The following is a 22667-nucleotide window of genomic DNA, read 5'->3' as shown; positions in this document are numbered from 1 at the left end:
AGAGTCATTGGCACGTCCAGCAGGTTGGGGGTCGGGTCAAGTCGACGGGCGGGGCAGCACGCTCGACGAGACTGACGCTACGATCACCTGCTGTATCTGGGCCAACGACATGTTCTGATGGCCGTTAGCACGGGCGGTGATAATAGCTGTGTGGAGCTTCGCCATCTTGAATATTTCCTAGCGGTCGCGGATAACCGGAGCTTCACCGAGGCTGCGAAGAAATTGCACGTCGTTCAATCGGGTGTATCGGCGACGATCAAGGCCCTCGAGCGTGAGCTCGGCGCCGAACTGTTCGTCCGCGGTTCGAGTGGGGTAGAGCTGACCGCGGCCGGCGCGGAGTTGCGGCCCCGCGCCCGCGAGACCCTGGACGCCGCCCGCGCGGCCAAAGACGCGGTCAACGCCACCCGCGGTTCGATTCGGGGCACCGTCACGGTGGGGATATTGACCTCGATCAGCGTGATCGACATGCCCACGGTGCTCGCGGAGCTACACACCCGCCACCCCGGCGTGAACGTGCACCTGCGCGCGGCCAGCGCGGGATCGGCCGGCCTGGCCAGCCAACTCCGCGACGGGGACCTCGACGTGGCCTTCCTGGTCTTCACCGGGCCGCCGCCGGCCGATCTGAACGCCCGGCTGGTCGCCGCGGTTCCGCTGCTGCTGGTCGTACCCGCCGATCACCCGCTCGCACAACGAGATTCGGTGGAGCTAGCGGAGCTGGCCGGAATGGCGTTCGTGGACAGCCCGCCCGGATACGGCACCAGGACCGTGATCGACAATGCGTTCACCGCCGCAGGCGTCGAGCGCACTGTCACGGTGGAGGTCGCCGACCTGGGTACGGCCGCGACCTACATCCGCAACGGGCTGGGCATCGGCTTTTTAAGCTGGACCATCCTGGACGAGATCGACGATTTCGGGTTGGCGACGCTGCGCGTCAGCGACTACGACCTGGAATGGCGGCTGTTCGTCACCACCTCGGCAGCCCGGTCGATCAGTGCGGCAACCCGCGTCGTGCTCGACTTGATCGAAGAAGTCGCGTCCCGCTGACTACCCTGCCAGCGCTGTCTCCCCGGGTCCGATCGGCGCGTGCGCGGCAGCTCCGTAGCCGTAGCGTTCGATGAACTCGCCCCAGCGCTCGGTGACGACGGCGCGCTGTTCGGCCGTCATCCGGTAGCTGTTGGTCCGGTAGGTCGCCTTGTCGGCGAGGTAGCTGCGCAGCCGTGGCAGGTACGACTCGAAGTCGCCCAGTTTCAGGTGCTCGTACAGCCCGCACAGCTGGCCCTCGGGGTCAGCGACCAGATCCTCGTAACGAATTTCGTAAAACCTTGACGGGTCGACGATTTTGCGGCCCTCGTCGAGTTTGCGGTAAAGCTCGACGTAGGTGGACAGCACCTTCTCGTCCAGTCCGTCGAACGTCGGTCGCTGCAGCCCGTGCACGCGGGAGAACGCCTTGAAGAGGTTGACGCTCGACGGGAACACGACATACGGATCCCGGACGATGTGGATGAACTTCGCTTGCGGGAAAATGTCTACCAGCACCTTGATCCGGAAACTGTGCGTCGGACTCTTGAGAACCACGGCTTTGCGCCGCCGGAAGTACACCTGCTGAACGAACCGCAGCAGCGTCCGCTTCCACTTCTCCAGCTCCCGCTCGCTGAGCTGGTCCATGTCCAGATAGTGCGAGTCCTGGGTGGGCCGGTTCGGAAACGCGATGGTCAGGTACGGCGACGGCAGGCCGAGCATGCACCAGGCGAATTCGTCTTCCTGCGGATGCGCCAGGCTCAGGTTCATGTTGTCCATGGCTCGATGCTTCGACGTCAGGAACTCGGCGAACCGGGCGAACCGCTCGGTCAGCAGAAAGTGATGCGGCACGATGCATTCGTAGGTCGTGGGACCGGTATGGCGGTCATCGAGGATCAGCATCTCGTGGAGCATGGTGGTTCCGGTGCGCCAATGTCCGACGATGAAGATCGGTGCCTCGGCGACCGTGGTAGTGGCGACCCGCCGATCGAACACGAGGTGCTGCAGCAGGCTCAGCACGGAGTTGACGACACTGAGAATGGTGTAGAGCAGCACGTAGTGCCAGCGGCTCCAATGCACGGCGAAGCGGTTGCGGATCAGCAGACGCGTCCACGCGGTGATGTTGCAACCGAGCCACAGCGGCGCGGCCCACTCATGCCACCACGTGAGTCGCGATGTCGAGGAGACCGGTTTCATGGTCGAAAGCGTCGGCAAGTGGTCACAGCACTGCCCCTTCTACTGAGAAACTTCGTGGGCACATGTGCAAGACGGTGACCGACCGGGGAGGTTCATCCCCGGGGCGCCAATTCACGAAAATGTCATTGCCCCGACACGGCGCATTTGCGGTTGTCGCCGTTGGCCCAGGTAGCGGCCCGCAGAAAAATGCCGCGCTTGGGAACAAGTCCGATGTATCCGTCGTTAAGCTTGGTGACAAGTTGAGTGACCCAGACTCAATACTGGGTTGACAGGTCGGCGCTCGCAAGGGCAGGCTTGAGCGGGGTTCACTCAGCATAGTGGCACCAAAGAAGCTCTACTCAATCAGGAGGAATCACTATGGCTCGTGCGGTCGGTATCGACCTCGGGACCACCAACTCCGTCGTCGCAGTGCTCGAAGGTGGTGACCCCGTCGTCGTCGCCAACTCCGAAGGCTCGCGGACGACGCCATCCATCGTCGCGTTCGCGCGCAACGGCGAGGTACTCGTCGGACAGCCCGCCAAGAACCAGGCCGTCACCAACGTCGACCGCACCATCCGTTCGGTCAAGCGGCACATGGGCACCGACTGGTCCGTCGAGATCGATGGCAAGAAGTACACCGCTCAGGAGATCAGCGCCCGCACTCTGCAGAAGCTGAAGCGGGACGCCGAGGCGTACCTGGGTGAGGACATCACCGACGCGGTCATCACCGTGCCCGCGTACTTCAACGACGCCCAGCGCCAAGCCACCAAGGAGGCCGGCCAGATCGCCGGTCTGAATGTGTTGCGCATCGTCAACGAACCGACCGCGGCCGCGCTGGCTTACGGTCTGGACAAGGGTGAGAAGGAACAGACCATTCTGGTCTTCGACCTCGGTGGTGGCACGTTCGACGTGTCCCTGCTCGAGATCGGCGAAGGGGTTGTCGAGGTTCGCGCCACCAGTGGTGACAACCACCTCGGTGGAGACGACTGGGACGACCGCATCGTCAACTGGCTGGTCGACAAGTTCAAGGGCACCAGCGGAATTGACCTGACCAAGGACAAGATGGCGATGCAGCGGCTGCGTGAGGCCGCGGAGAAGGCCAAGATCGAGCTCTCCAGCTCGCAGAGCACCTCGATCAACCTGCCGTACATCACCGTCGACGCTGACAAGAACCCGTTGTTCCTCGACGAGCAGCTGACCCGCGCCGAGTTCCAGCGGATCACGCAGGATCTGCTGGACCGTACCCGTCAGCCGTTCCAGTCGGTGATCAAGGACGCCGGTATCTCGGTTTCCGAGATCGACCACGTCGTGCTGGTGGGTGGTTCCACCCGGATGCCGGCGGTCACCGATCTGGTCAAGGAGCTCACCGGTGGTAAAGAGCCCAACAAGGGCGTCAACCCCGACGAGGTCGTGGCTGTGGGTGCCGCGCTGCAGGCTGGTGTGTTGAAGGGTGAGGTGAAAGACGTTCTGCTGCTGGATGTTACGCCGCTGAGCCTCGGTATCGAGACCAAGGGTGGCGTGATGACCAAGCTGATCGAGCGCAACACCACGATCCCGACCAAGCGGTCGGAGACCTTCACCACGGCCGACGACAACCAGCCGTCGGTGCAGATCCAGGTCTATCAGGGTGAGCGCGAAATCGCCTCGCACAACAAGCTGCTCGGCAGCTTCGAGCTGACCGGTATCCCGCCGGCCCCGCGTGGCGTCCCGCAGATCGAGGTCACCTTTGACATCGACGCGAACGGCATCGTCCACGTCACCGCCAAAGACAAGGGCACCGGCAAGGAGAACACGATCAAAATCCAGGAGGGCTCCGGCCTGTCCAAGGAGGAGATCGACCGGATGATCAAGGACGCCGAGGCGCACGCCGAGGAGGACCGCAAGCGCCGCGAGGAGGCCGACGTTCGCAACCAGGCCGAGACGCTGGTCTACCAGACGGAGAAGTTCGTCGCCGAACAGCGTGGCGCCGAGGGCGGGTCGAAGGTCCCCGAGGACACCCTGAACAAGGTGGACGCCGCGGTGGCTGAGGCCAAGACGGCATTGGGTGGCACCGACATCTCCGCGATCAAGGCGGCGATGGAGAAGCTGGGCCAGGAGTCTCAGGCGCTGGGCCAGGCGATCTACGAAGCCACCCAGGCGGCCGGGGCGGAGGCCGGCGGTGCGCAGACTGGCGGTTCATCCGCTTCCGCTGACGATGTCGTGGACGCGGAGGTGGTCGACGACGACCGGGAGGCCAAGTGAGCGAAGGCAATCCGCAGGAACCGGTAACCGTGACCGACAAGCGGCGGATTGATCCCGAGACCGGAGAGGTGCGCGATACCCCTCCCAGCCCTGCCACTGCGGGGCCGGGAGGGGCTCGCCCGGCGGAGTCCGCGACGCACTCTGCCCCGGATGACGGCGCCAGCAAGGTCGCCGAGCTGACCGCTGATCTGCAACGGGTGCAAGCCGATTTTGCCAACTACCGCAAGCGGGCGTTGCGGGATCAGCAAGCCGCGGCGGATCGGGCCAAGGCCAGTGTGATCAGCCAATTGCTGGGTGTGCTCGACGATCTCGACCGCGCCCGCTCGCACGGCGATCTGGAATCGGGTCCGCTGAAGTCGGTGGCCGACAAGCTGATGAGCGCGCTGACCGGGCTCGGTCTCGTCGCGTTCGGTGCCGAAGGCGAAGATTTCGACCCGGTGCTGCACGAGGCCGTCCAGCACGAAGGCGACGGCGGCGAGGGCTCCAAACCAGTAATCGGCACGGTCATGCGTCAGGGCTACAAACTGGGCGAGAACGTTTTACGTCACGCTCTGGTCGGCGTCGTCGACACGATCCCGGATGGCAGCGACGCGGCTGCCGCAGCCAAGCCCGCTGACGCCGAATCGGGCGACACGGGCGATAACGCTGCCGCCGCCGGTGAATAAGGCACAGAATCAGGACAACAACGAGAAAGGTGGAAGGGGGTGACGCGACATGGCCCAGCGTGAATGGGTCGAAAAGGACTTCTACAAGGAGCTGGGCGTCTCCTCCGACGCTAGCCCCGAAGAGATCAAGCGCGCCTATCGCAAGCTAGCGCGTGATCTGCACCCGGATGCCAATCCCGACAATCCCGCCGCCGGTGAACGGTTCAAGGCGGTGTCGGAAGCACACAACGTGCTGTCGGACCCGGCTAAGCGCAAGGAGTACGACGAGACCCGCCGGCTGTTCGCCGGCGGGGGCTTCGGCGGTCGGCGGTTTGACACCGGCGGGTTCGGCGGCTTCAACGCCGGCGGCTATGGCAGTGATGGCGCCGAGTTCAACCTGAACGATCTGTTCGACGCCGCGGGCCGCAGCGGGGGTGCCAACATCGGTGACCTCTTCGGCGGCTTGTTCGGACGCGGGGCGGGCGCGCGGCCCAGCCGCCCCCGACGCGGCAATGATCTGGAGACCGAGACTGAGCTGGATTTCGTCGAGGCCGCCAAGGGCGTCGCGATGCCGTTGCGGCTGACCAGCCCGGCACCGTGCACGAATTGCCATGGCAGCGGCGCACGTCCGGGCACTAGCCCGAAGGTATGTCCCACCTGTAACGGGTCCGGGGTGGTCAGCCGCAACCAGGGGGCGTTCGGATTCTCCGAGCCGTGCACCGACTGCCGGGGCAGCGGCTCGATCATCGAGCACCCCTGCGAAGAGTGCAAGGGCACCGGCGTCACCACCCGCACCCGCACCATCAACGTGCGGATTCCGCCGGGAGTCGAAGACGGGCAACGGATCCGGCTACCCGGGCAGGGTGAGGCCGGACTGCGCGGTGCCCCGTCGGGTGACCTGTACGTGACCGTGCATGTGCGACCGGACAAGGTCTTTTCCCGCGACGGTGACGACCTGACGGTGACGGTGCCGGTTAGTTTCAGCGAATTGGCCTTGGGCTCAACACTTTCCGTGCCCACCCTGGACGGAAAGGTCGGCGTCCGGGTGCCCAAGGGCACTGCTGACGGTCGCATCTTGCGGGTGCGTGGGCGTGGTGTGCCCAAGCGCAGCGGCGGGCATGGTGACTTACTGGTCACCGTGAAAGTTGCTGTGCCGCCGAACCTGGAAGGCGCCGCGCAGGAGGCGTTGGAGGCATACGCGGAAGCCGAGCGGGCAAGCGGTTTCAATCCGCGGGCCGGGTGGGCAGGTAACCGCTGATGGCGAAGAACTCCAAGCGCGACGAGGCGCGGACCTTCTTGATCTCGGTGGCGGCCGAACTCGCCGGCATGCACGCTCAGACGTTGCGGACCTACGACCGCCTGGGGTTGGTGACCCCGAGCCGCACTTCCGGTGGCGGCCGGCGTTATTCACAGCACGACGTGGAATTGCTGCGGGAGGTTCAGCGCCTATCGCAGGACGAAGGCGTCAACCTGGCCGGGATCAAGCGCATCATCGAACTGACCAATCAGGTCGAGGCGCTGCAGTCCCGGGTGAAGGAAATGGCCGAGGAGATCGCGGCGTTGCGGGCCAACCAGCGCCGCGAGGTCGCGGTGGTGCCCAAGAGCACGGCGCTGGTGGTGTGGCAGCCACGCAAGGGCCGCTGACCGTCGGGCCCGCCGATCCGCCTGCCGCTGCGCTGCTTTCGATGAACTGCTCCGTCAGGCGACGCGGATGGAGAACTGGGTGATCGCCTGCTCTGCGGGGCATACGCTTCGGTAGTTGCCGCGGCTGAGCGCATCGGTCGGCGCCGTCATCGGCTCGAAGCACACCACGTCCTCGTGCGTCGGGGCGAAGATCTGAGCCGCCGGATAGCCGTACTCGAAGTGCACCTCGAGCCGACGCCCGCCGCCCGACACCGCAAATACGGCACCGTCGCCGACCTGGTCGTAGGCGTCGTCAAAAGCGTTGTCACCCAATAGTTCCCGCGTGGCTGGCTGGTCCAACGCTTGTCCGGTGGGCAGCCCGCGTTCGTCGAGGCTCAAGTGCCGCAGCGGCGGGGTCTCGATGACCCATTGACTGCGGGCCGCTTCCGGCAGTTGCAGGTAGGGGTGGAAGCCGAAGCACAGCGGGACGGCGGTTTCCCCGGTTGCCCTGACGGTGGTCCGCACCGTCAGCGCCCGTTCGACCAGCCGGACAGACACGGTGAGCACATGCGGGTAGGGAAAACTGGCCAGCAGTCGCTCGTCGGCGCCGAAGTCCACCTCGGCGGTGAGCTCGTCGGTGGACTCGCCGACCACGCGCCACCCCGGGTAGGCGGCCAGGGTGCCGTGAATGGGCAGCCCGTTGGGGTCCGCACGCACGCCGTTCTCGCCCGGCGTCAACTGGACAGCCACATTCTCGGCTGTATAAGTGTTGCCGCCCAAGCGGTTCGCCCAGGGATACAGGATCGGTATGCCCATCGTCTTGCCGGCTTTCAGGTAGCCCTCGAGTCCTCGCCGCTGACCGAGTAGCTCGACGCCGTCGTCGGTCAGGGAGATGCCGATCATGCCGGCGTCGGGCACGAACTGTGCGGCCAGGGTGGAAGTGGGGTCGCGCAGGGTCACCACATGCACGCGGTCAGCCTAGCGGCGATCGCAAGCGCGGCGTAGCCGTGCGCGGCGGGTCGGCGCGGTTGGGTTGGGTGGCGATCGCAAGCGCGGCGTAGCCGTGCGCGGCGGGTCGGCGCGATCCAGACCTAGCGGCTCAACGGATCGTGCTGAATGCGCTCCGCCGGAGCGCCTTTGGCCAGTAGGGCATTCTTGGTGGCTCCAACCATGGCCGGCCCGCCGCAGATCAGGATCTGCCGATCGCCCCATCCCCCGTAGCGGGTCACCACGTCGGGCAGCCGGCCGATTTGGTGGACGTGTAGACCGCGCGGCGGTGTCACGTCGGGATAGTCGGCTGCCCAGGCGGGGTCGTTGTTGTATTCCGACACCGGCGAAACCGACAGCCACGGATTGTGAGCGGCGACCTGCCAGAGGGTGGGCAGGTCGTAGAGCTCACAGCGGTAACGCGCGCCGTAGAACAGGTGCACCCGGGGGTTTTCCGCGTACCGGCACAGGTCCATGATCAGCGTCCGCAGCGGTGCCAGGCCGGTGCTGCCGGCGACCATCAGGACGTCACCGCCGCTGCGGTCGACGTGCATCCCGCCGTGCGGACTGGACAGCCGCCAGCGGTCGCCCGGTCGGGTCTCGTTGACGATCGCGGTGCTCACCAACCCGCCGGGGACTTGGCGGACGTGGAACTCGACCCCGCCGTCGGGTTCGGCGGGAATGGCGGGGCTGAGGAATCGCCAGCGCCGTGGGCATTGCGGAACGTGGACGTTGACGTACTGGCCGGGGTGGTAGGGCATGGGCTGGTCCAGTCGCAGTCGGACGACCGCGAGGTCGCGCGAGACCCGATGGTGTTCGATGACGGTGGCGTCCCACCAAGCGGGGCCCTCCTCGGCGTCGGCGGCGCCACTCATTACCCCGGTGATCAGGTTGAGCGACTGGCAGGCCGCGTCGTCGACGGCGTCGGTCCAGGCATCACCGACCTGCCTGCGCAACGCGGTGAGCAGTGCGACCCGCAGCGACTCGTAATGTGTTGGCAGCACTCCATATTTCCGGTGGTCCCGGCCGAGTTGAGCAAGGAAAGCCACCGGCTCCTGAGCGCGCTGCGCTATCAGTTCGCCGTAGACCCAGTGCAGTGCCTGACCGAAAGCTGCTCGCTGCGCGTCCATTTCGGGTGGAAACAGGTCGCGTAGTGAGACGTCCAGGGCGAACCAGTGGGTGTAAAAGTGGTGCACGAGTTCGGGGCCGGAGTGGTCGGGGTCCAAAGCGTCGCGCAGCACTTGCAGCGCATCGGAGTCCTCTAAGCCCACGGAGCCCGATTGTAAGTCGGCAGCCCCCGCCGCCGTCAGCCCTGACCGACGGTGTTCGAGGTTCCGGTGTTGGCGATCTGGGGGGAACCCCAGTGGTAGGTGACCACGTTGCCGGTGCCCGAGATGCTGATCGCGTCGGCGCTGTCGACCGTGACGTGATTGCCTTTGCCGGCGACGCTGATGCTGGTGCAGTGGCCCGTGACGGTGACCGTGTTGGCCGCCCCGCTGACCGACAGGTAGCCGCCGTTGCACGGCACCGTCCGTGTCCTGCCGGACCCGCTGACCTGCAACGTGCCGGCAGCGGGCACGTTTTCGGCCGGGGTGTCGCCGACGAGGTTGGTCCGGAACCCGGCGGCCGCGAATCCGGCCAGGGTCAGCCAGCCGACCACGATGAGCAGCCAGCAGGCCATACCGACCCACAGCCTGGGCCGCAACGCGCCAATCCAATTGCCGGTCCCGTCGCGGTCGAGGTCGTAAGCAAAGGAGGTCACGCATCGGGCCCGCGCCGGATTGCGCTGGTCGGCCAGGATCACCCCGTCGACGTATTCCCGCCCGTGCATCACCAGCTCGCCGCGCTGACCGTCGAGAGTGAAGAACACTTTTGTCTTGGTGTTGGGACCGCTCCAGCGCAGTCGGGTGACGGTCCATTCCCGCGCCATGGGAAGTCGAGCGTTGAAATGCTGTGCGCGGGAAAGCTTCTCCGTACCGGTGACGGTTGCCACGCGACCCCACTCGAGGAGGCCGAGTCGAACCCGCGCGCCGTAGAGGTGAATGGCGTAAATCCCGGCCAGGGTCGCTACCGCGGCGGCGGCGAAGGCGCTCGGCAGTTGCAGCCACAGCGCGATCGGCGCGATCGCGACCAACAACAGCGTCCAGACGTAGCGCCAGCGAAACGGCAGCGCCTCGGCCAGCCGGAAGGCGGCCGGAATCGGCCGGGGCGGCGGCGCGAGCGCGGAGTCGACGCCTCGCTCGTGCAAAGTTCCTCCAAAAACGTAGACTTGAGCGGAACAGACTCAACCTTGACGACGTTGAACAACGCGACAAGCATTTCCCCTATACCCGAATGGAGGTATCTCGGTTGGCCAGCGACTCTTTTAACCCGACCACCAAGACGCAAGCGGCCCTCACGTCAGCCCTACAAGCGGCCAGCGCTGCCGGTAACCCCGAGATCAGGCCCGCGCATTTGCTGCTGGCGCTGCTGACCCAGAACGACGGAATCGCCGCGCCGCTGTTGGAGGCTGTCGGCGTCCAGCCGGCGACCATCCGCGCCGAAACCGAGCGCCTGGTCGAGCGGCTGCCCCAGGCCAGCGGCGCCAGCTCGCAGCCCCAGCTGTCGCGCGAATCGCTAGCCGCCATCACCACTGCCCAGCAGCTGGCCACCGAGATGGACGACGAGTACGTTTCGACCGAGCACCTGCTGGTGGGGCTGGCGACTGGTGACTCCGATGTCGCCAAGCTGCTCACCGGCCACGGCGCCTCGCCGCAGGCCCTGCGGGAGGCCTTCGTTAAGGTCCGCGGCAGCGCCCGAGTCACCAGCCCGGACCCCGAGGCCACCTATCAGGCGCTGGAGAAGTACTCCACCGACCTGACGGCCCGCGCTCGCGAAGGCAAGCTCGACCCCGTCATCGGACGCGACAACGAGATTCGCCGCGTCGTGCAGGTGCTTTCCCGGCGCACCAAGAACAACCCGGTGCTGATCGGTGAACCCGGCGTCGGCAAGACCGCGATCGTCGAGGGCCTGGCCCAGCGCATCGTGGCCGGCGACGTCCCGGAAAGCCTGCGCGACAAGACCGTCATCGCGCTCGACCTCGGCTCGATGGTGGCCGGCGCCAAGTACCGCGGCGAATTCGAGGAACGGCTCAAGGCCGTGCTCGATGACATCAAGAACTCGGCGGGGCAGATCATCACGTTCATCGACGAGCTGCACACCATCGTCGGCGCCGGCGCCACCGGCGAGGGCGCGATGGACGCCGGCAACATGATCAAGCCCATGCTGGCCCGCGGCGAGCTGCGGCTGGTCGGCGCCACCACCCTCGACGAGTACCGCAAATACATCGAGAAGGACGCCGCCCTGGAACGGCGCTTCCAGCAAGTGCTGGTCGGCGAACCGTCAGTGGAGGACACCGTCGGAATCCTGCGCGGGCTGAAGGACCGCTACGAGGTGCACCACGGCGTACGGATCACTGACTCCGCGTTGGTGGCGGCGGCGACGCTGTCCGACCGCTACATCACCGCCCGGTTCCTGCCGGACAAGGCCATCGACCTGGTCGACGAGGCCGCCAGTCGGCTGAAGATGGAGATCGACTCCCGGCCCGTCGAGATCGACGAGGTCGAGCGGCTGGTGCGCCGCCTCGAAATCGAGGAAATGGCACTGGCCAAGGAGGAGGACGAGGCGTCCAAGGAGCGGCTGGAGAAGCTGCGCTCGGAGCTGGCCGATCAGAAGGAGAAGCTGGCCGAGCTGACCACGCGGTGGCAGAACGAGAAGAACGCCATCGACGTCGTCCGCGAACTCAAGGAACAGCTGGAAGTCTTGCGCGGCGAGTCCGAGCGCGCCGAACGCGACGGCGATCTGGCCAAGGCCGCCGAGCTGCGCTACGGGCGCATCCCGGAGGTGGAGAAGAAGCTCGACGCCGCACTGCCGCAGGCGGAGGCGCGCGAGAACGTGATGCTCAAGGAGGAGGTCGGCCCCGACGACATCGCCGACGTGGTATCCGCCTGGACCGGCATCCCTGCCGGCCGGATGCTCGAGGGCGAGACCGCCAAGCTGCTTCGGATGGAGGAGGAGCTGGGCAAGCGCGTCATTGGGCAGAAGAAGGCGGTGACCGCGGTTTCCGACGCGGTGCGGCGTTCCCGGGCCGGGGTCGCCGACCCGAACCGGCCAACCGGGTCGTTTATGTTCCTCGGTCCGACCGGTGTCGGTAAGACCGAGCTGGCCAAGGCGCTGGCGGAGTTCCTGTTCGACGACGAGCGCGCGATGGTCCGCATCGACATGAGCGAGTACGGCGAGAAGCACTCGGTGGCCCGACTGGTCGGCGCCCCGCCCGGTTACATCGGCTACGACCAGGGCGGTCAGTTGACCGAGGCGGTGCGGCGGCGCCCGTACACGGTGATCCTGTTCGACGAGATCGAGAAGGCACACCCCGATGTATTCGACGTGCTGCTGCAGGTACTCGACGAGGGCCGCCTGACCGACGGGCAGGGCCGCACGGTCGACTTCCGCAACACCATCCTCATCTTGACGTCCAACCTCGGGTCGGGCGGCAGCGAGGAGCAGGTGATGGCGGCGGTGCGCTCGGCGTTCAAGCCCGAGTTCATCAACCGGCTCGACGACGTGATCATCTTCGCCGGCCTCGAACCCGGCGAGTTGGTACAGATCGTCGACATCCAGCTGGCCCAGCTGCAAAAGCGGCTGGCGCAGCGCCGCCTCACGCTGGAGGTGTCGCTGCCGGCCAAACAGTGGCTGGCCCAACGCGGCTTCGACCCCGTGTACGGCGCACGGCCGCTGCGCCGGCTGGTCCAGCAGGCCATCGGCGACCAGCTGGCCAAGCTGTTGCTGTCCGGTGACGTCCACGACGGCGACACCGTCCCGGTCAACGTCAGCCCCGACGGCGACAGCCTGATCCTGGGCTGACGCCGGTAGGACCCTGTCGGCGCCGGTCGCCCAGCTCGAAGTCGCGAGTCTGGGCGCCGGCGTCGATTACTGCTTGGAGTCGTTGCCGCGCGGCCGGGTGCGCGAGCGTCTCGCGGAACAGCTGATCTTCGATACGCAAGCCGGACGCCAGCGCTTCGGTGGCCGCGGTGTCGACCGCGCGCTTGGCGTTGGCGATGGCCGCGTTGGGCGCCGAGGCGATGCGCGCCGCCAGCTTGTCGACGAACCGCCGGAGTTGATCTGGCGGCAGCGCCCGATTCAGGTATCCCCAGGATTCGGCGGTCGCGGCGTCGATGTCGGTGCCGCCGAGGATGACTTCGAGTGCTCGGGCGCGGCCGATCAGCCGGGGCAGCCGCTGCGTGCCGCCGCCGCCGGGGATGATCCCGAGCGCGACCTCGGGATGGCCCAGCACTGTCGCGTCGAGCGCGGCAAAGCGCATGTCGAAGGCCATCGCGAACTCGCAGCCACCGCCTCGGCAGACGCCCTCGATGACCGCGATGGTGGCCGTTGGCAGCGTTCGGACCTGCTCGGTCACGGCGTGGAACAGCGATAGCTCCTGGTGCGGGCCGAGGTCCTCGCCGGTCTGGACAGCGGGCAGGTTCAGGATCAACCCGACATCGGCGTGGGCGATGAAGATTTCCGGGTCGGCGGAATCGACGACCAGCACTCGCACCGCGCCGTCGGCGGCGACCTCGCGCGTCAGCCGGTCGATCTCGTGCAGCAGCGGCGCATCCAGCAAATTGATCGGGGGGTTGTCGATCGTCGCCCGGCAAACACCGTCGGCCACGGCGATGCGAATGAGCTGGTAGCCCTCGTAGACCATGCGGGGAACCCTACGCGGATCAGCAAAGCTTAATGTGGTTGTGACCTGGTCGCATTCTCGGTTCCGGTCCGATAGCAGATACGCTACCTAGGATGGTCCCGCTCTGGTTCACGCTCTCCGCGCTGTGCTTCGTCGGTGCGGTGGTGTTGCTGTACGTCGATATCGATCGACGCCGCGGCCGCAGCAGACGGCGTAGATCATGGGCGCGCTCACACGGGTTCGACTTCGAGCGCGAGTCGACCGAGATCCTCAAGCGCTGGAAGCGCGGGGTGATGTCGACGGTGGGCGATGTGCCAGCCCACAACGTCGTGCTGGGCCAAATCCGCGGGGAGGCGGTGTACATCTTCGATCTCGAGGAAGTCGCCACGGTGATCGCACTGCACCGCAAGGTGGGTACCAACGTGGTCGTTGACCTGCGGCTCAAAGGGCTTAAAGAGCCGCGCGAGAGCGACATCTGGCTGCTCGGCGCGATCGGCCCGCGGATGGTGTACTCGACCAACCTGGACGCGGCCCGCCGGGCCTGCGACCGGCGAATGGTCACCTTCGCGCACACCGCGCCGGATTCCGCCGAGATCATGTGGAACGAACAGAACTGGACGCTGGTCGCGATGCCGGTGTCGAGCACTCGCACCGAGTGGGACGAGGGTCTGCGCACCGTGCGCCAGTTCAACGATTTGTTGCGGGTACTGCCGCCGGCGCCCGCCGAAAGCGACGAGCCGGTCGGGCCTCGCACCGCCGCGCCGAGCCGACCGCTGGCCCCGGCCGGCCGTGCCGAGTTGCCGCCCCGTCGTTCCGCGCAGGACGCGTCCGGGCTACTGAGCTCGGATCCGCAGTCCGCCCGCCGCGCCCCGGAGCCGGGACCCCGCGACGAAGGTCGTACCGAAGCAATCCGGCGACCACCGTCGACCGAGCGCAACGGCCAGCAGGCCCCCAACTTCCACCACTGAATCCTGTTGCGCGGCAACGGTAAACATACAAAGGGTGGATAAGGCCGTGTCCGAGTCTGACCGTGCGGAACTGGCCGATCTGGTGCGACGGCTGTCGGTGGTACACGGTCGCGTCACGCTGTCGTCGGGCAAAGAGGCCGACTATTACGTCGACCTGCGCCGTGCCACCCTGCATCACCGGGCCGGCGCGCTGATCGGTGTGCTGATGCGCGAACTCACCGCGGACTGGGATTTCGCCGTCGTCGGCGGCCTGACCCTAGGCGCGGACCCGGTCGCCACCGCGATCATGCACGCGCCCGGCCGCCCGATCGACGCGTTCGTCGTGCGCAAGTCTGTGAAAGCCCATGGCCTGCAACGTCTTATCGAGGGATCCGACGTGTCGGGGCAGCGGGTGCTGGTGGTCGAGGACACCAGCACCACCGGCGGTTCGGCACTGACTGCGGTGCACGCCGTCCACGATGCAGGCGGCGATGTGGTCGGCGTGGCCACCGTGGTCGACCGTGCCACCGGCGCCGCCGAAGCCATCCAGGCCGAGGGACTGCCGTACCGCAGCGTGTTGGGCCTGGCCGATCTGGGGTTGAGCTAGGACCGTCACCGCTATGCGCACTTTCCTTGCGATAGCAGCCTGTCTGGTGGTCTTCCTGGCCGGCTGCTCCGGCCCCGGCCGTGCCGCGGCGCCCTACGGCGCCCAGGCCGCGCGGCTCGGCGAATCGCTGGCCCTGCTGGGCTGGAATATGGCGGTGTCGAACCTGCGCTGGGGCGGCGACTACGTACTGGTCGACGTCGACGCGTCGCCCACGGATCCGAAGGCGCCGCACACCAAGCCCGAGGACATTCGCTTCGGGCTGTACGGCGCGCTCGCCCACCCGATGGAGTCGGACGGGCTGGGCAGCTGTGACACCGCGATGACGACCGTGCACGATATCCCGTCGCCGCTGAAGTCACCGCCGGGCCGGATGACGGGCACCGTGTGCCTCGGCCCGCTGAAGGACCGCAGCCAGGTGCGCGGCGTGTACAGCTACTCGACCCGGGACCGGATTCCCGACACCTCCGCGGCCTACCCGGCGGCCTTCCCGGTCGGACTGATGCCGACCAACGTCAACGACACCGGACTGGTCGTCAAGACCACCAGCCTGTCGGCTTGGCGGGCCGATGGCACGCCGGTGACCCAGGCGCAGCTCGGCGATCCGGGAGCGTTCACTGGCAACGGCTACATGCTGCTGGGGCTGGATGCCGAGGCCGTCGCGGCGCGCTACCGGGACGACTCCGCCCGCCGCGGCGGCCCGATGATGCTGCTCGCGTCGCCGACACTTCCTGCCCCCGGGCTCAACCCCGCCTGTGCGGTGTACGGCTCGTCGGTGCTCATCTTGCCCGAGGCGTCGCGAGACGCGGTGCACGTCTCCGCGTCGTTGTGCACCCAGGGCGAGATCAATCAGGCTTTGCTCTATGCGACGGTGGCGATCGTGGGGACGCACGCCGGGGTGTGGACCCAGCGATGACCGAACCCGGCCCCACGGAATGGGCAGCCCAACCAGCCGCCGGCGTCGGTCCCTGGCAGGGCGACCTTCCCGATGACCCGCGGTTTGATCCAATGTTGTTGCGCGACGGCGACACTCGCAATGTCGTCGACGCTTACCGGTATTGGACCCGGGAGGCGATCATTGCCGACATCGACGGTCGCCGGCATCCGTTGCACATCGCCATCGAGAACTTCGGCTACGACGCCAACATCGGCTCGGTGGTACGCACGGCCAACGCCTTCGCAGTCGACACCGTGCACATCGTGGGGCGGCGTCGCTGGAATCGCCGCGGTGCCATGGTGACTGACCGCTATCAACGGTTGTGCCATCACGACAGCACCGCGGAATTGATGGAGTTCGCGCGGGCCGCGGGTCTGGGTGTAGTCGCGGTGGACAACGTGCCCGGGGCGGCGCGGCTGGAGGAAACCGCGTTGCCGCGGGACTGCCTGCTGGTGTTCGGGCAGGAGGGGCCGGGCATCACCGACGACATTCGATCGGGCGCGGCGATCACGGTGTCGATCGCCCAGTTCGGTTCGACCCGCAGCATCAACGCCGGCGTCGCCGCGGGAATCGCAATGCACGCCTGGATCCGTCAGCACGCAAACCTCGACCGCGCCTGGTAGCCGCGCCCGCTTTCCCGCGCGTGTGCGTTGACGGCGTTGCGTGTGCGCTCACGGGCCCGACACGCCGAGCGAGGCCGCCGCCGGCACACACTCAAATCCACAGGGGCACAGTCGAACAGGAGTTAGGCGTCAGCTCCACAACGTGACGTGAATTTTCGGGCGGAACCGCGTCACGCCCACCCCCGAACCTCGGATCATCGCCTGAATGCAGCGCGGCGTGGTGATGAAGCGGACCAGTTCGGACACCGCCGGCTGTCGCGCCGCCGGCGCCAGCGTCGCCGCACACCATTCGCCCGAGCGGTCCAGGCCGGCGCCGTTGACGTGCACCAGCCGCCCGGCGGCGAGGTCCTTGGCGACCGCGAAGCCGATGGTCACCGTCACGCCACCGACGCGCTGTACCTCTTCCAGCGCGGCGGCATCGCTTTGGAAGATCCGCTGCTGAGATTCCGGAATTGCCAAGTCGCGCAACATGGTTGCAACCTCACCGTCCACGCTGCCCGCCGACGGCCCCAGCATCCACTGCTGCTGGCGCAGCAGTCCCGGCGACGCAACTCCCACGGCCAGTGGACTATTCGGCGCAACCACCGTGATGATCTGATACTTCAGGAACGGCCGCACAAAGATCGACTCGTCCGGGGCGGCCGAACTTTCGCTGGCCGGACCGATCGCGATGTCAACCGCGCGCGACGAGATCAACTCACGGAACCGCCTAGTCGGATGCACGCTCAACTCCACCGACAGGTCATCCGCCCGCGACGAGAACAACTCGATCAGGCCGGGCGCCGCGTGTTCGGCAAACGTCGTCGACGCCGCGATCCGCAACAGCCGGCGGCCATGCGCCGCCTCGGTGACCTCGATGGCGGTTTGCTGTTGCAGGCCCAGGATTTCCACCGCCCTACTGGCCAGTCGCAGCCCGCCCGGCGTGAAGGCCAGCCCTGCACCGGTTCTGGTGAACAGCGGGTCGTCGAGCTCTTTGCGCAGCGCCGCGACATGCATCGAGATTCCGGCGTCGGAAACACCGAGTTCGGCCGCGGCCGCGTGCACCGAACCCAACCGCACCACGGCCGAATAGGCGCGAAGTTGAGCCGGAGTCATGGCAATCAGCCTACGTGGGGCCTAATTTGAAGGGGTGCGCGACGTCCTTGCCCAATTAGCGTCGATTTGGCGTGCTGGTCACACTGCCGGCCTGGCAACGGTCGTGCGGACATTCCGGTCGGCGCCGCGGCTACCCGGCGCCGCGATGGTGGTCGGACCGGACGGATCGGTGACCGGTTCGGTGTCGGGTGGATGCGTGGAGGGCGCCGTCTACGACACCGCCACCGAAGTGGCGCGGACGGGCACACCGAAGCTGGAACGCTTTGGGGTCAGCGACGACGACGCCTTCGCGGTTGGCCTGACATGCGGCGGCATCATCGATATTTTCGTCGAGGCCGTGTCGCAGGCGAGCTTTCCCGAACTCGGCGCGATCGCCGACGACATCGACGCGCATCGTCCGGTGGCGGTCGCGACCGTGATCGCCCACCCCGACCAGAACTGGATCGGCCGCCGGCTCGTCGTCCGTCCGGACGCCGTGGCGGCGTCGCTGGGATCGGCGCGTGCGGACGCCGCGGTCGCCGACGACGCGCGCGGCCTGCTCGCGCTGGGGCGCAGCGAGGTGCTCACCTACGGACCTGACGGACAGCGGCTCGCCGACGGCATGGAGGTCTTCGTCGCCTGCTACGCCCCGCGGCCGCGGATGTTGGTATTCGGCGCCATCGATTTCGCCGCCGCACTGGCGCAACAGGGTGCCTTCCTCGGGTACCGGGTCACCGTATGTGACGCCCGCGCCGTCTTCGCCACACCGGCCCGCTTCCCGGCGGCCGAAGAGGTCGTCGTCGACTGGCCGCACCGCTACCTTGCCGCGCAGGCCGACGCGGGCGCCATCGACGAGAGCACGGTGATTTGCGTGCTCACCCACGACGCGAAGTTCGATGTCCCGGTCCTCGAGGTGGCGCTGCGCCTGCCGCGCGTCGGCTACGTCGGTGCGATGGGCTCGCGTCGCACACACGACGATCGGATGGCGCGGCTGCGGGCGGTGGGGCTGACCGACGCGGAGCTGAGCCGGCTCGCCAGCCCGATCGGACTGGACCTCGGCGCGCGCACGCCCGAGGAGACCGCCGTCTCGATCGTCGCCGACATCATCGCCAGGAGGTGGGGCGGCGGCGGCCGACCACTGGCTCAGTTGCTCGGCCGCATCCACCACGACGTGCCCGACCCGCAGGTCATCGGGGGCTTCGAGGCGACTTCAACGATCGCTTAACTCGCTATTGACGGGCAGGTCAGAGCGGCCGAAACTGATGTTCCCCCTGCCCAGTGAGGTGCGTCACATGCAAGTACCCGGTCCCTTCGAATACGAGCGCGCCACCAGTGTCGACCACGCCATCGGCCTACTCGATCGGCTGGGCGACGGCGCGCGAGTGGTCGCCGGCGGGCACAGCCTGCTGCCGATGATGAAGCTGCGTATCGCCAACCCCGAGTACCTGGTCGACATCAACGACCTCGCGCTCGAACTCGGCTACGTGATCACCGACCCGACCCTGGTCCGCATCGGCGCGATGACCCGCCATCGCGAGCTGCTGGAGTCGGACACCCTGGCCGCCGTCTGCCCGATCTTCCGCGACGCCGAACGGGTGATCGCCGATCCCGTCGTCCGCAACCGCGGCACGCTGGGCGGCTCACTGTGCCAGGCGGATCCGGCCGAAGACCTCTCTACCGTCTGCGAGGCGTTGGACGCGGTGTGCTTGGCCCGCGGCCCGTCGGGCGAACGCGAGATACCGATCGACGACTTCATTGTCGGCCCGTACGAAACCGCGCTGGCATTCAACGAGATGCTTGTCGAGGTTCGTATCCCATTGCGACACAAGACCTCCAGCGCATACGCGAAGGTGGAACGGCGGGTGGGTGACTGGGCGGTGGCAGCGGCGGGCGCGTCGCTGACCCTCGACGGCGCCACGATCGCCGCGGCGCGCCTGGGTTTGACCGCGGTCAACGTGCAGCGCGAGGCACTGGCCGAAGTCGCGGCGTCGCTGGCGGGACAGCCGGCCACCGACGAGGTCTTCGCCGACGCGGGCCGACGTGCCGCGCAGGCCTGCGACCCGGTGACCGATGTCCGCGGCACCGCCGAGTACAAACGGCATTTGGCGTCCGAATTGACCGTCCGAACATTGCGCACCGCCGCCGAACGCGTGCGGGCAGAGGGGAATTGATCATGCAGGTGAACATGACCGTCAACGGCGAACAGGTCGGTGCCGATGTCGAACCCCGACTGTTACTCGTGCACTTCCTGCGCGATCACCTGCGGCTCACCGGAACCCACTGGGGCTGCGACACCAGCAACTGCGGAACCTGTGTCGTCGACGTCGACGGTGTGCCGGTGAAATCGTGCACCATGCTCGCCGTGATGGCATCTGGCCACAGCGTGCGGACGGTGGAGGGGCTGGCCCAGGCAGACGGCACGCTCGACCCGGTGCAGGAAGGCTTCATGCGCTGCCACGGGCTGCAATGCGGTTTCTGCACACCCGGCATGATGATCACCGCCCGCGCCCTGCTGGACCGCGACCCGAACCCCGACGAGGAGACCATTCGGGAAGCGATCTCCGGGCAGATCTGCCGGTGCACCGGCTACACCACGATCGTGCGGTCCATTCAATGGGCGGCGCAGCACAATACCGAGGCGGCGGCGGAGGCGACGTCATGACCACCATTAAAGACGAGGCATCCAGGCCCCCCTCGCCGGAAGACACCGCCGACAACGACCAAAAGCCTTGTGGCTACGGCCGAATGCTGCGCAAGGAGGATCCGCGGTTCATCCGCGGCCGGGGCCGCTACGTCGACGATGTCGTGCTGCCCGGCATGCTGCACCTGGCGATCCTGCGTTCACCGTACGCGCACGCCAGCATCGTCAACATCGATGTCACTGCGGCCCAAGCACATCCGAAGGTGAAGGCGGTCGTTACCGGGGCGGACCTGGCCGCCAAGGGCCTGGCCTGGATGCCGACGCTGTCCAACGACGTGCAGGCCGTGCTGGCCACCGACAAGGTGCGCTTCCAAGGCCAAGAGGTGGCCTTCGTCGTCGCCGAGGACCGGTATTCGGCGCGCGACGCGCTCGAGCTGATCGACGTCGAATACGAACCACTGGAACCCGTCGTCGACGTCCGCCGGGCGCTGGATCCGTCGGCTCCGGTGATCCGCACCGATCTCGACGGCAAGACCGACAACCACTGCTTCGACTGGGAGACCGGCGATGCGGCCGCTACCGAGGCCGCCTTCGCGAAGGCCGACGTGGTGGTCACGCAGGAGATGGTCTACCCGCGGGTGCACCCGGCGCCGATGGAAACCTGCGGTGCGGTAGCTGATTTGGACCCGGTCAGCGGAAAGCTGACATTGTGGTCCACCACCCAGGCGCCGCACGCACACCGGACGCTGTACGCGTTGGTTGCCGGGCTGCCCGAGCACAAGATACAGGTGATCTCGCCCGACATCGGTGGCGGCTTCGGCAACAAGGTGCCGATCTATCCCGGCTACGTCTGCGCCATCGTCGGCTCGCTGCTGCTGGGAAAGCCGGTGAAGTGGATGGAGGACCGCAGCGAGAACCTCACCTCCACCGGCTTCGCGCGCGACTACATCATGGTCGGCGAGATCGCCGCAACCGCCGACGGCAAGATCCTGGCGATCCGGTCCAATGTGCTGGCCGACCACGGCGCGTTCAACGGAACGGCGGCGCCGGTGAAATACCCGGCCGGGTTCTTCGGGGTGTTCACCGGCAGCTACGACATCGAAGCCGCCTACTGTCACATGACCGCGGTCTACACCAACAAGGCGCCCGGTGGGGTCGCCTATGCGTGTTCGTTCCGGATCACCGAGGCGGTGTATTTCGTCGAGCGCCTGGTCGATTGCCTCGCATTCGACCTGAAGATGGATGCCGCGGAGCTGCGGCTGCGAAACCTGCTGCGGCCCGACCAGTTCCCGTACCGAAGCAAGACCGGCTGGACGTATGACTCGGGCGATTACGAGACCACGATGCGCAAGGCCATGGACATGATCGGCTATGAGGCATTGCGCGAGGAACAGACGCGCAGGCGGCAAAACGGTGAGTTGATGGGAATCGGCATGTCCTTCTTCACCGAGGCCGTGGGCGCCGGTCCCCGCAAGGATATGGACATTCTCGGCCTCGGCATGGCCGACGGATGCGAGCTTCGCGTGCATCCGACGGGCAAAGCGGTGGTGCGGCTTTCGGTGCAGACCCAGGGCCAGGGGCACGAGACGACGTTCGCCCAGATCGTCGCCGAGGAACTCGGCATTCCCCCCGACGACATCGACGTGGTACACGGCGACACCGATCAGACACCGTTCGGGCTGGGCACCTACGGCAGCCGGTCCACGCCGGTGTCCGGGGCGGCGGCCGCGCTGGTGGCCCGCAAGGTTCGCGACAAAGCGAAGATCATCGCCTCGGGCATGCTCGAGGTCTCGGTTGCCGACTTGGAATGGGAGAAGGGCTCGTTCCACGTCAAGGGTGACCCCTCGGCGTCGGTGACGATAGCCGACATCGCGATGCGGGCGCACGGCGCCGCTGATCTGCCGGAGGGTCTCGAAGGCGGTCTGGACGCCCAAATCTGCTACAACCCGGAGAACCTGACCTATCCGTACGGCGCGTATTTCTGTGTGGTGGATATCGATCCGGGCACCGCGGTGGTCAAGGTGCGGCGTTTCCTCGCCGTCGACGACTGCGGCACCAGGATCAACCCGATGATCATCGAGGGCCAGGTGCACGGCGGCATCGTCGACGGCATCGGGATGGCGCTGATGGAAATGATTGCGTTCGACGAGGAAGGCAACTGCCTCGGTGGATCGCTGATGGACTATCTGATCCCGACGGCGATGGAGGTTCCGCACCTGGAAACCGGGCACACCGTCACGCCGTCACCGCATCATCCGATCGGCGCGAAGGGCGTCGGCGAGTCGGCCACCGTCGGGTCGCCGCCGGCCGTGGTCAACGCCGTGGTGGATGCGTTGGCGCCGTATGGGGTTCGGCATGCTGATATGCCACTGACACCGTCGCGGGTCTGGGAGGCCATGCAGGGCCGTGCCAGACCGCCGATTTAGCCGGC

General features: G+C 67.0%; 20 protein-coding genes. 14 read left to right on the top strand and 6 right to left on the bottom strand.

From position 1 onward, the window contains the following. Positions 1-150 precede the first annotated feature (150 nt). Entirely contained in the window at positions 151-1044 is an 894-nt protein-coding gene (locus tag G6N33_RS09515; RefSeq protein ID WP_044509557.1) for a LysR family transcriptional regulator, read from the top strand. Here G6N33_RS09515 and G6N33_RS09510 read toward each other — a convergent pair whose 3' ends face one another. After that, a complete protein-coding gene (locus G6N33_RS09510; RefSeq protein ID WP_044509558.1) occupies positions 1045-2214 on the bottom strand; it encodes a sulfotransferase family protein in 1170 nt (389 codons plus the stop codon). It abuts the gene before it with no gap. Positions 2215-2571: 357 nt separating this feature from the next. Here G6N33_RS09510 and dnaK point away from each other — a divergent pair, with 357 nt between their 5' ends. From dnaK to G6N33_RS09490, 4 genes are read left to right on the top strand one after another with little or no spacing between them, the layout of a single operon-like run. Beyond that, positions 2572-4434 (top strand): molecular chaperone DnaK, encoded by a 1863-nt coding sequence (gene dnaK, locus G6N33_RS09505; protein ID WP_044509559.1) that lies wholly within the window; start codon positions 2572-2574, stop codon positions 4432-4434. Next, the gene (grpE, locus tag G6N33_RS09500) at positions 4431-5099 is read left to right on the top strand and encodes a nucleotide exchange factor GrpE (RefSeq protein WP_044509560.1); all 669 of its coding nucleotides are present in this window, start codon (positions 4431-4433) and stop codon (positions 5097-5099) included. The genes dnaK and grpE overlap by 4 nt, the downstream gene beginning before the upstream one ends. A 49-nt stretch (positions 5100-5148) precedes the next feature. After that, positions 5149-6336 (top strand): molecular chaperone DnaJ, encoded by a 1188-nt coding sequence (gene dnaJ / locus G6N33_RS09495; RefSeq protein WP_044509561.1) that lies wholly within the window; start codon positions 5149-5151, stop codon positions 6334-6336. Continuing rightward, a complete protein-coding gene (locus G6N33_RS09490; protein ID WP_044509562.1) occupies positions 6336-6722 on the top strand; it encodes a heat shock protein transcriptional repressor HspR in 387 nt (128 codons plus the stop codon). Before dnaJ ends, G6N33_RS09490 begins: the two co-directional genes overlap by 1 nt. A 54-nt stretch (positions 6723-6776) precedes the next feature. On the opposite strand, the gene G6N33_RS09485 is transcribed toward G6N33_RS09490, so the two are convergent. The 3 genes from G6N33_RS09485 to G6N33_RS27425 all read right to left on the bottom strand — a co-directional run bounded on the left by G6N33_RS09485 (position 6777) and on the right by G6N33_RS27425 (position 9936). Beyond that, positions 6777-7670 (bottom strand): aldose 1-epimerase, encoded by an 894-nt coding sequence (locus G6N33_RS09485; RefSeq protein WP_044509563.1) that lies wholly within the window; start codon positions 7668-7670, stop codon positions 6777-6779. Between the two features lie 122 nt (positions 7671-7792). Next, positions 7793-8959, bottom strand: coding sequence for an FAD-binding oxidoreductase (locus tag G6N33_RS09480; protein WP_101528427.1), 1167 nt, complete (start codon positions 8957-8959; stop codon positions 7793-7795). A 35-nt stretch (positions 8960-8994) separates the two neighbouring features. Then, positions 8995-9936: a DUF3060 domain-containing protein gene (locus G6N33_RS27425; protein WP_231382541.1), complete on the bottom strand. Its 942-nt coding sequence runs from the start codon at positions 9934-9936 to the stop codon at positions 8995-8997. A 101-nt stretch (positions 9937-10037) separates the two neighbouring features. Here G6N33_RS27425 and clpB point away from each other — a divergent pair, with 101 nt between their 5' ends. Further along, positions 10038-12590, top strand: a complete 2553-nt coding sequence (gene clpB, locus G6N33_RS09470) for an ATP-dependent chaperone ClpB (RefSeq protein ID WP_084950295.1) — start codon at positions 10038-10040, stop codon at positions 12588-12590. Here clpB and G6N33_RS09465 read toward each other — a convergent pair. Beyond that, positions 12556-13431, bottom strand: a complete 876-nt coding sequence (locus tag G6N33_RS09465; protein ID WP_044509565.1) for an enoyl-CoA hydratase/isomerase family protein — start codon at positions 13429-13431, stop codon at positions 12556-12558. The genes clpB and G6N33_RS09465 overlap by 35 nt on opposite strands. Before the next feature lie 92 nt (positions 13432-13523). On the opposite strand from G6N33_RS09465, the gene ttfA reads away from it, so the two are divergent. From ttfA to G6N33_RS09445, 4 genes are read left to right on the top strand one after another with little or no spacing between them, the layout of a single operon-like run. Continuing rightward, entirely contained in the window at positions 13524-14378 is an 855-nt protein-coding gene (gene ttfA / locus G6N33_RS09460) for a trehalose monomycolate transport factor TtfA (protein ID WP_044509566.1), read from the top strand. 46 nt (positions 14379-14424) lie between these two features. Beyond that, positions 14425-14964 (top strand): orotate phosphoribosyltransferase, encoded by a 540-nt coding sequence (gene pyrE / locus G6N33_RS09455; RefSeq protein WP_044512768.1) that lies wholly within the window; start codon positions 14425-14427, stop codon positions 14962-14964. A gap of 13 nt (positions 14965-14977) precedes the next feature. Beyond that, positions 14978-15877, top strand: coding sequence for a hypothetical protein (locus G6N33_RS09450; protein WP_044509567.1), 900 nt, complete (start codon positions 14978-14980; stop codon positions 15875-15877). Beyond that, entirely contained in the window at positions 15874-16521 is a 648-nt protein-coding gene (locus G6N33_RS09445; RefSeq protein WP_044509568.1) for a TrmH family RNA methyltransferase, read from the top strand. The genes G6N33_RS09450 and G6N33_RS09445 overlap by 4 nt, the downstream gene beginning before the upstream one ends. A 129-nt stretch (positions 16522-16650) precedes the next feature. On the opposite strand, the gene G6N33_RS09440 is transcribed toward G6N33_RS09445, so the two are convergent. Further along, positions 16651-17616 (bottom strand): LysR family transcriptional regulator, encoded by a 966-nt coding sequence (locus G6N33_RS09440; protein ID WP_044509569.1) that lies wholly within the window; start codon positions 17614-17616, stop codon positions 16651-16653. A gap of 34 nt (positions 17617-17650) precedes the next feature. On the opposite strand from G6N33_RS09440, the gene G6N33_RS09435 reads away from it, so the two are divergent. From G6N33_RS09435 to G6N33_RS09420, 4 genes are all read left to right on the top strand, one after another. After that, a complete protein-coding gene (locus G6N33_RS09435; protein ID WP_044509570.1) occupies positions 17651-18820 on the top strand; it encodes an XdhC family protein in 1170 nt (389 codons plus the stop codon). Positions 18821-18887: 67 nt separating this feature from the next. Beyond that, positions 18888-19766 carry an FAD binding domain-containing protein gene (locus G6N33_RS09430; RefSeq protein WP_101528438.1) on the top strand — a complete coding sequence of 293 codons (879 nt, stop codon included), beginning with the start codon at positions 18888-18890 and terminating at the stop codon, positions 19764-19766. Between the two features lie 2 nt (positions 19767-19768). Beyond that, on the top strand, positions 19769-20257 hold the full coding sequence (locus G6N33_RS09425) for a (2Fe-2S)-binding protein (protein ID WP_101528426.1): 489 nt from the start codon (positions 19769-19771) through the stop codon (positions 20255-20257). Continuing rightward, positions 20254-22662, top strand: coding sequence for an aerobic carbon-monoxide dehydrogenase large subunit (locus G6N33_RS09420; RefSeq protein ID WP_101528437.1), 2409 nt, complete (start codon positions 20254-20256; stop codon positions 22660-22662). Before G6N33_RS09425 ends, G6N33_RS09420 begins: the two co-directional genes overlap by 4 nt. Positions 22663-22667: the final 5 nt, after the last annotated feature.

The organism is Mycobacterium simiae, assembly GCF_010727605.1.
Lineage (GTDB): Bacteria > Actinomycetota > Actinomycetes > Mycobacteriales > Mycobacteriaceae > Mycobacterium > Mycobacterium simiae.
The sequence above is the reverse complement of the archived record's forward strand: the minus strand, read 5'-3'. Positions and strand labels throughout refer to the sequence as shown.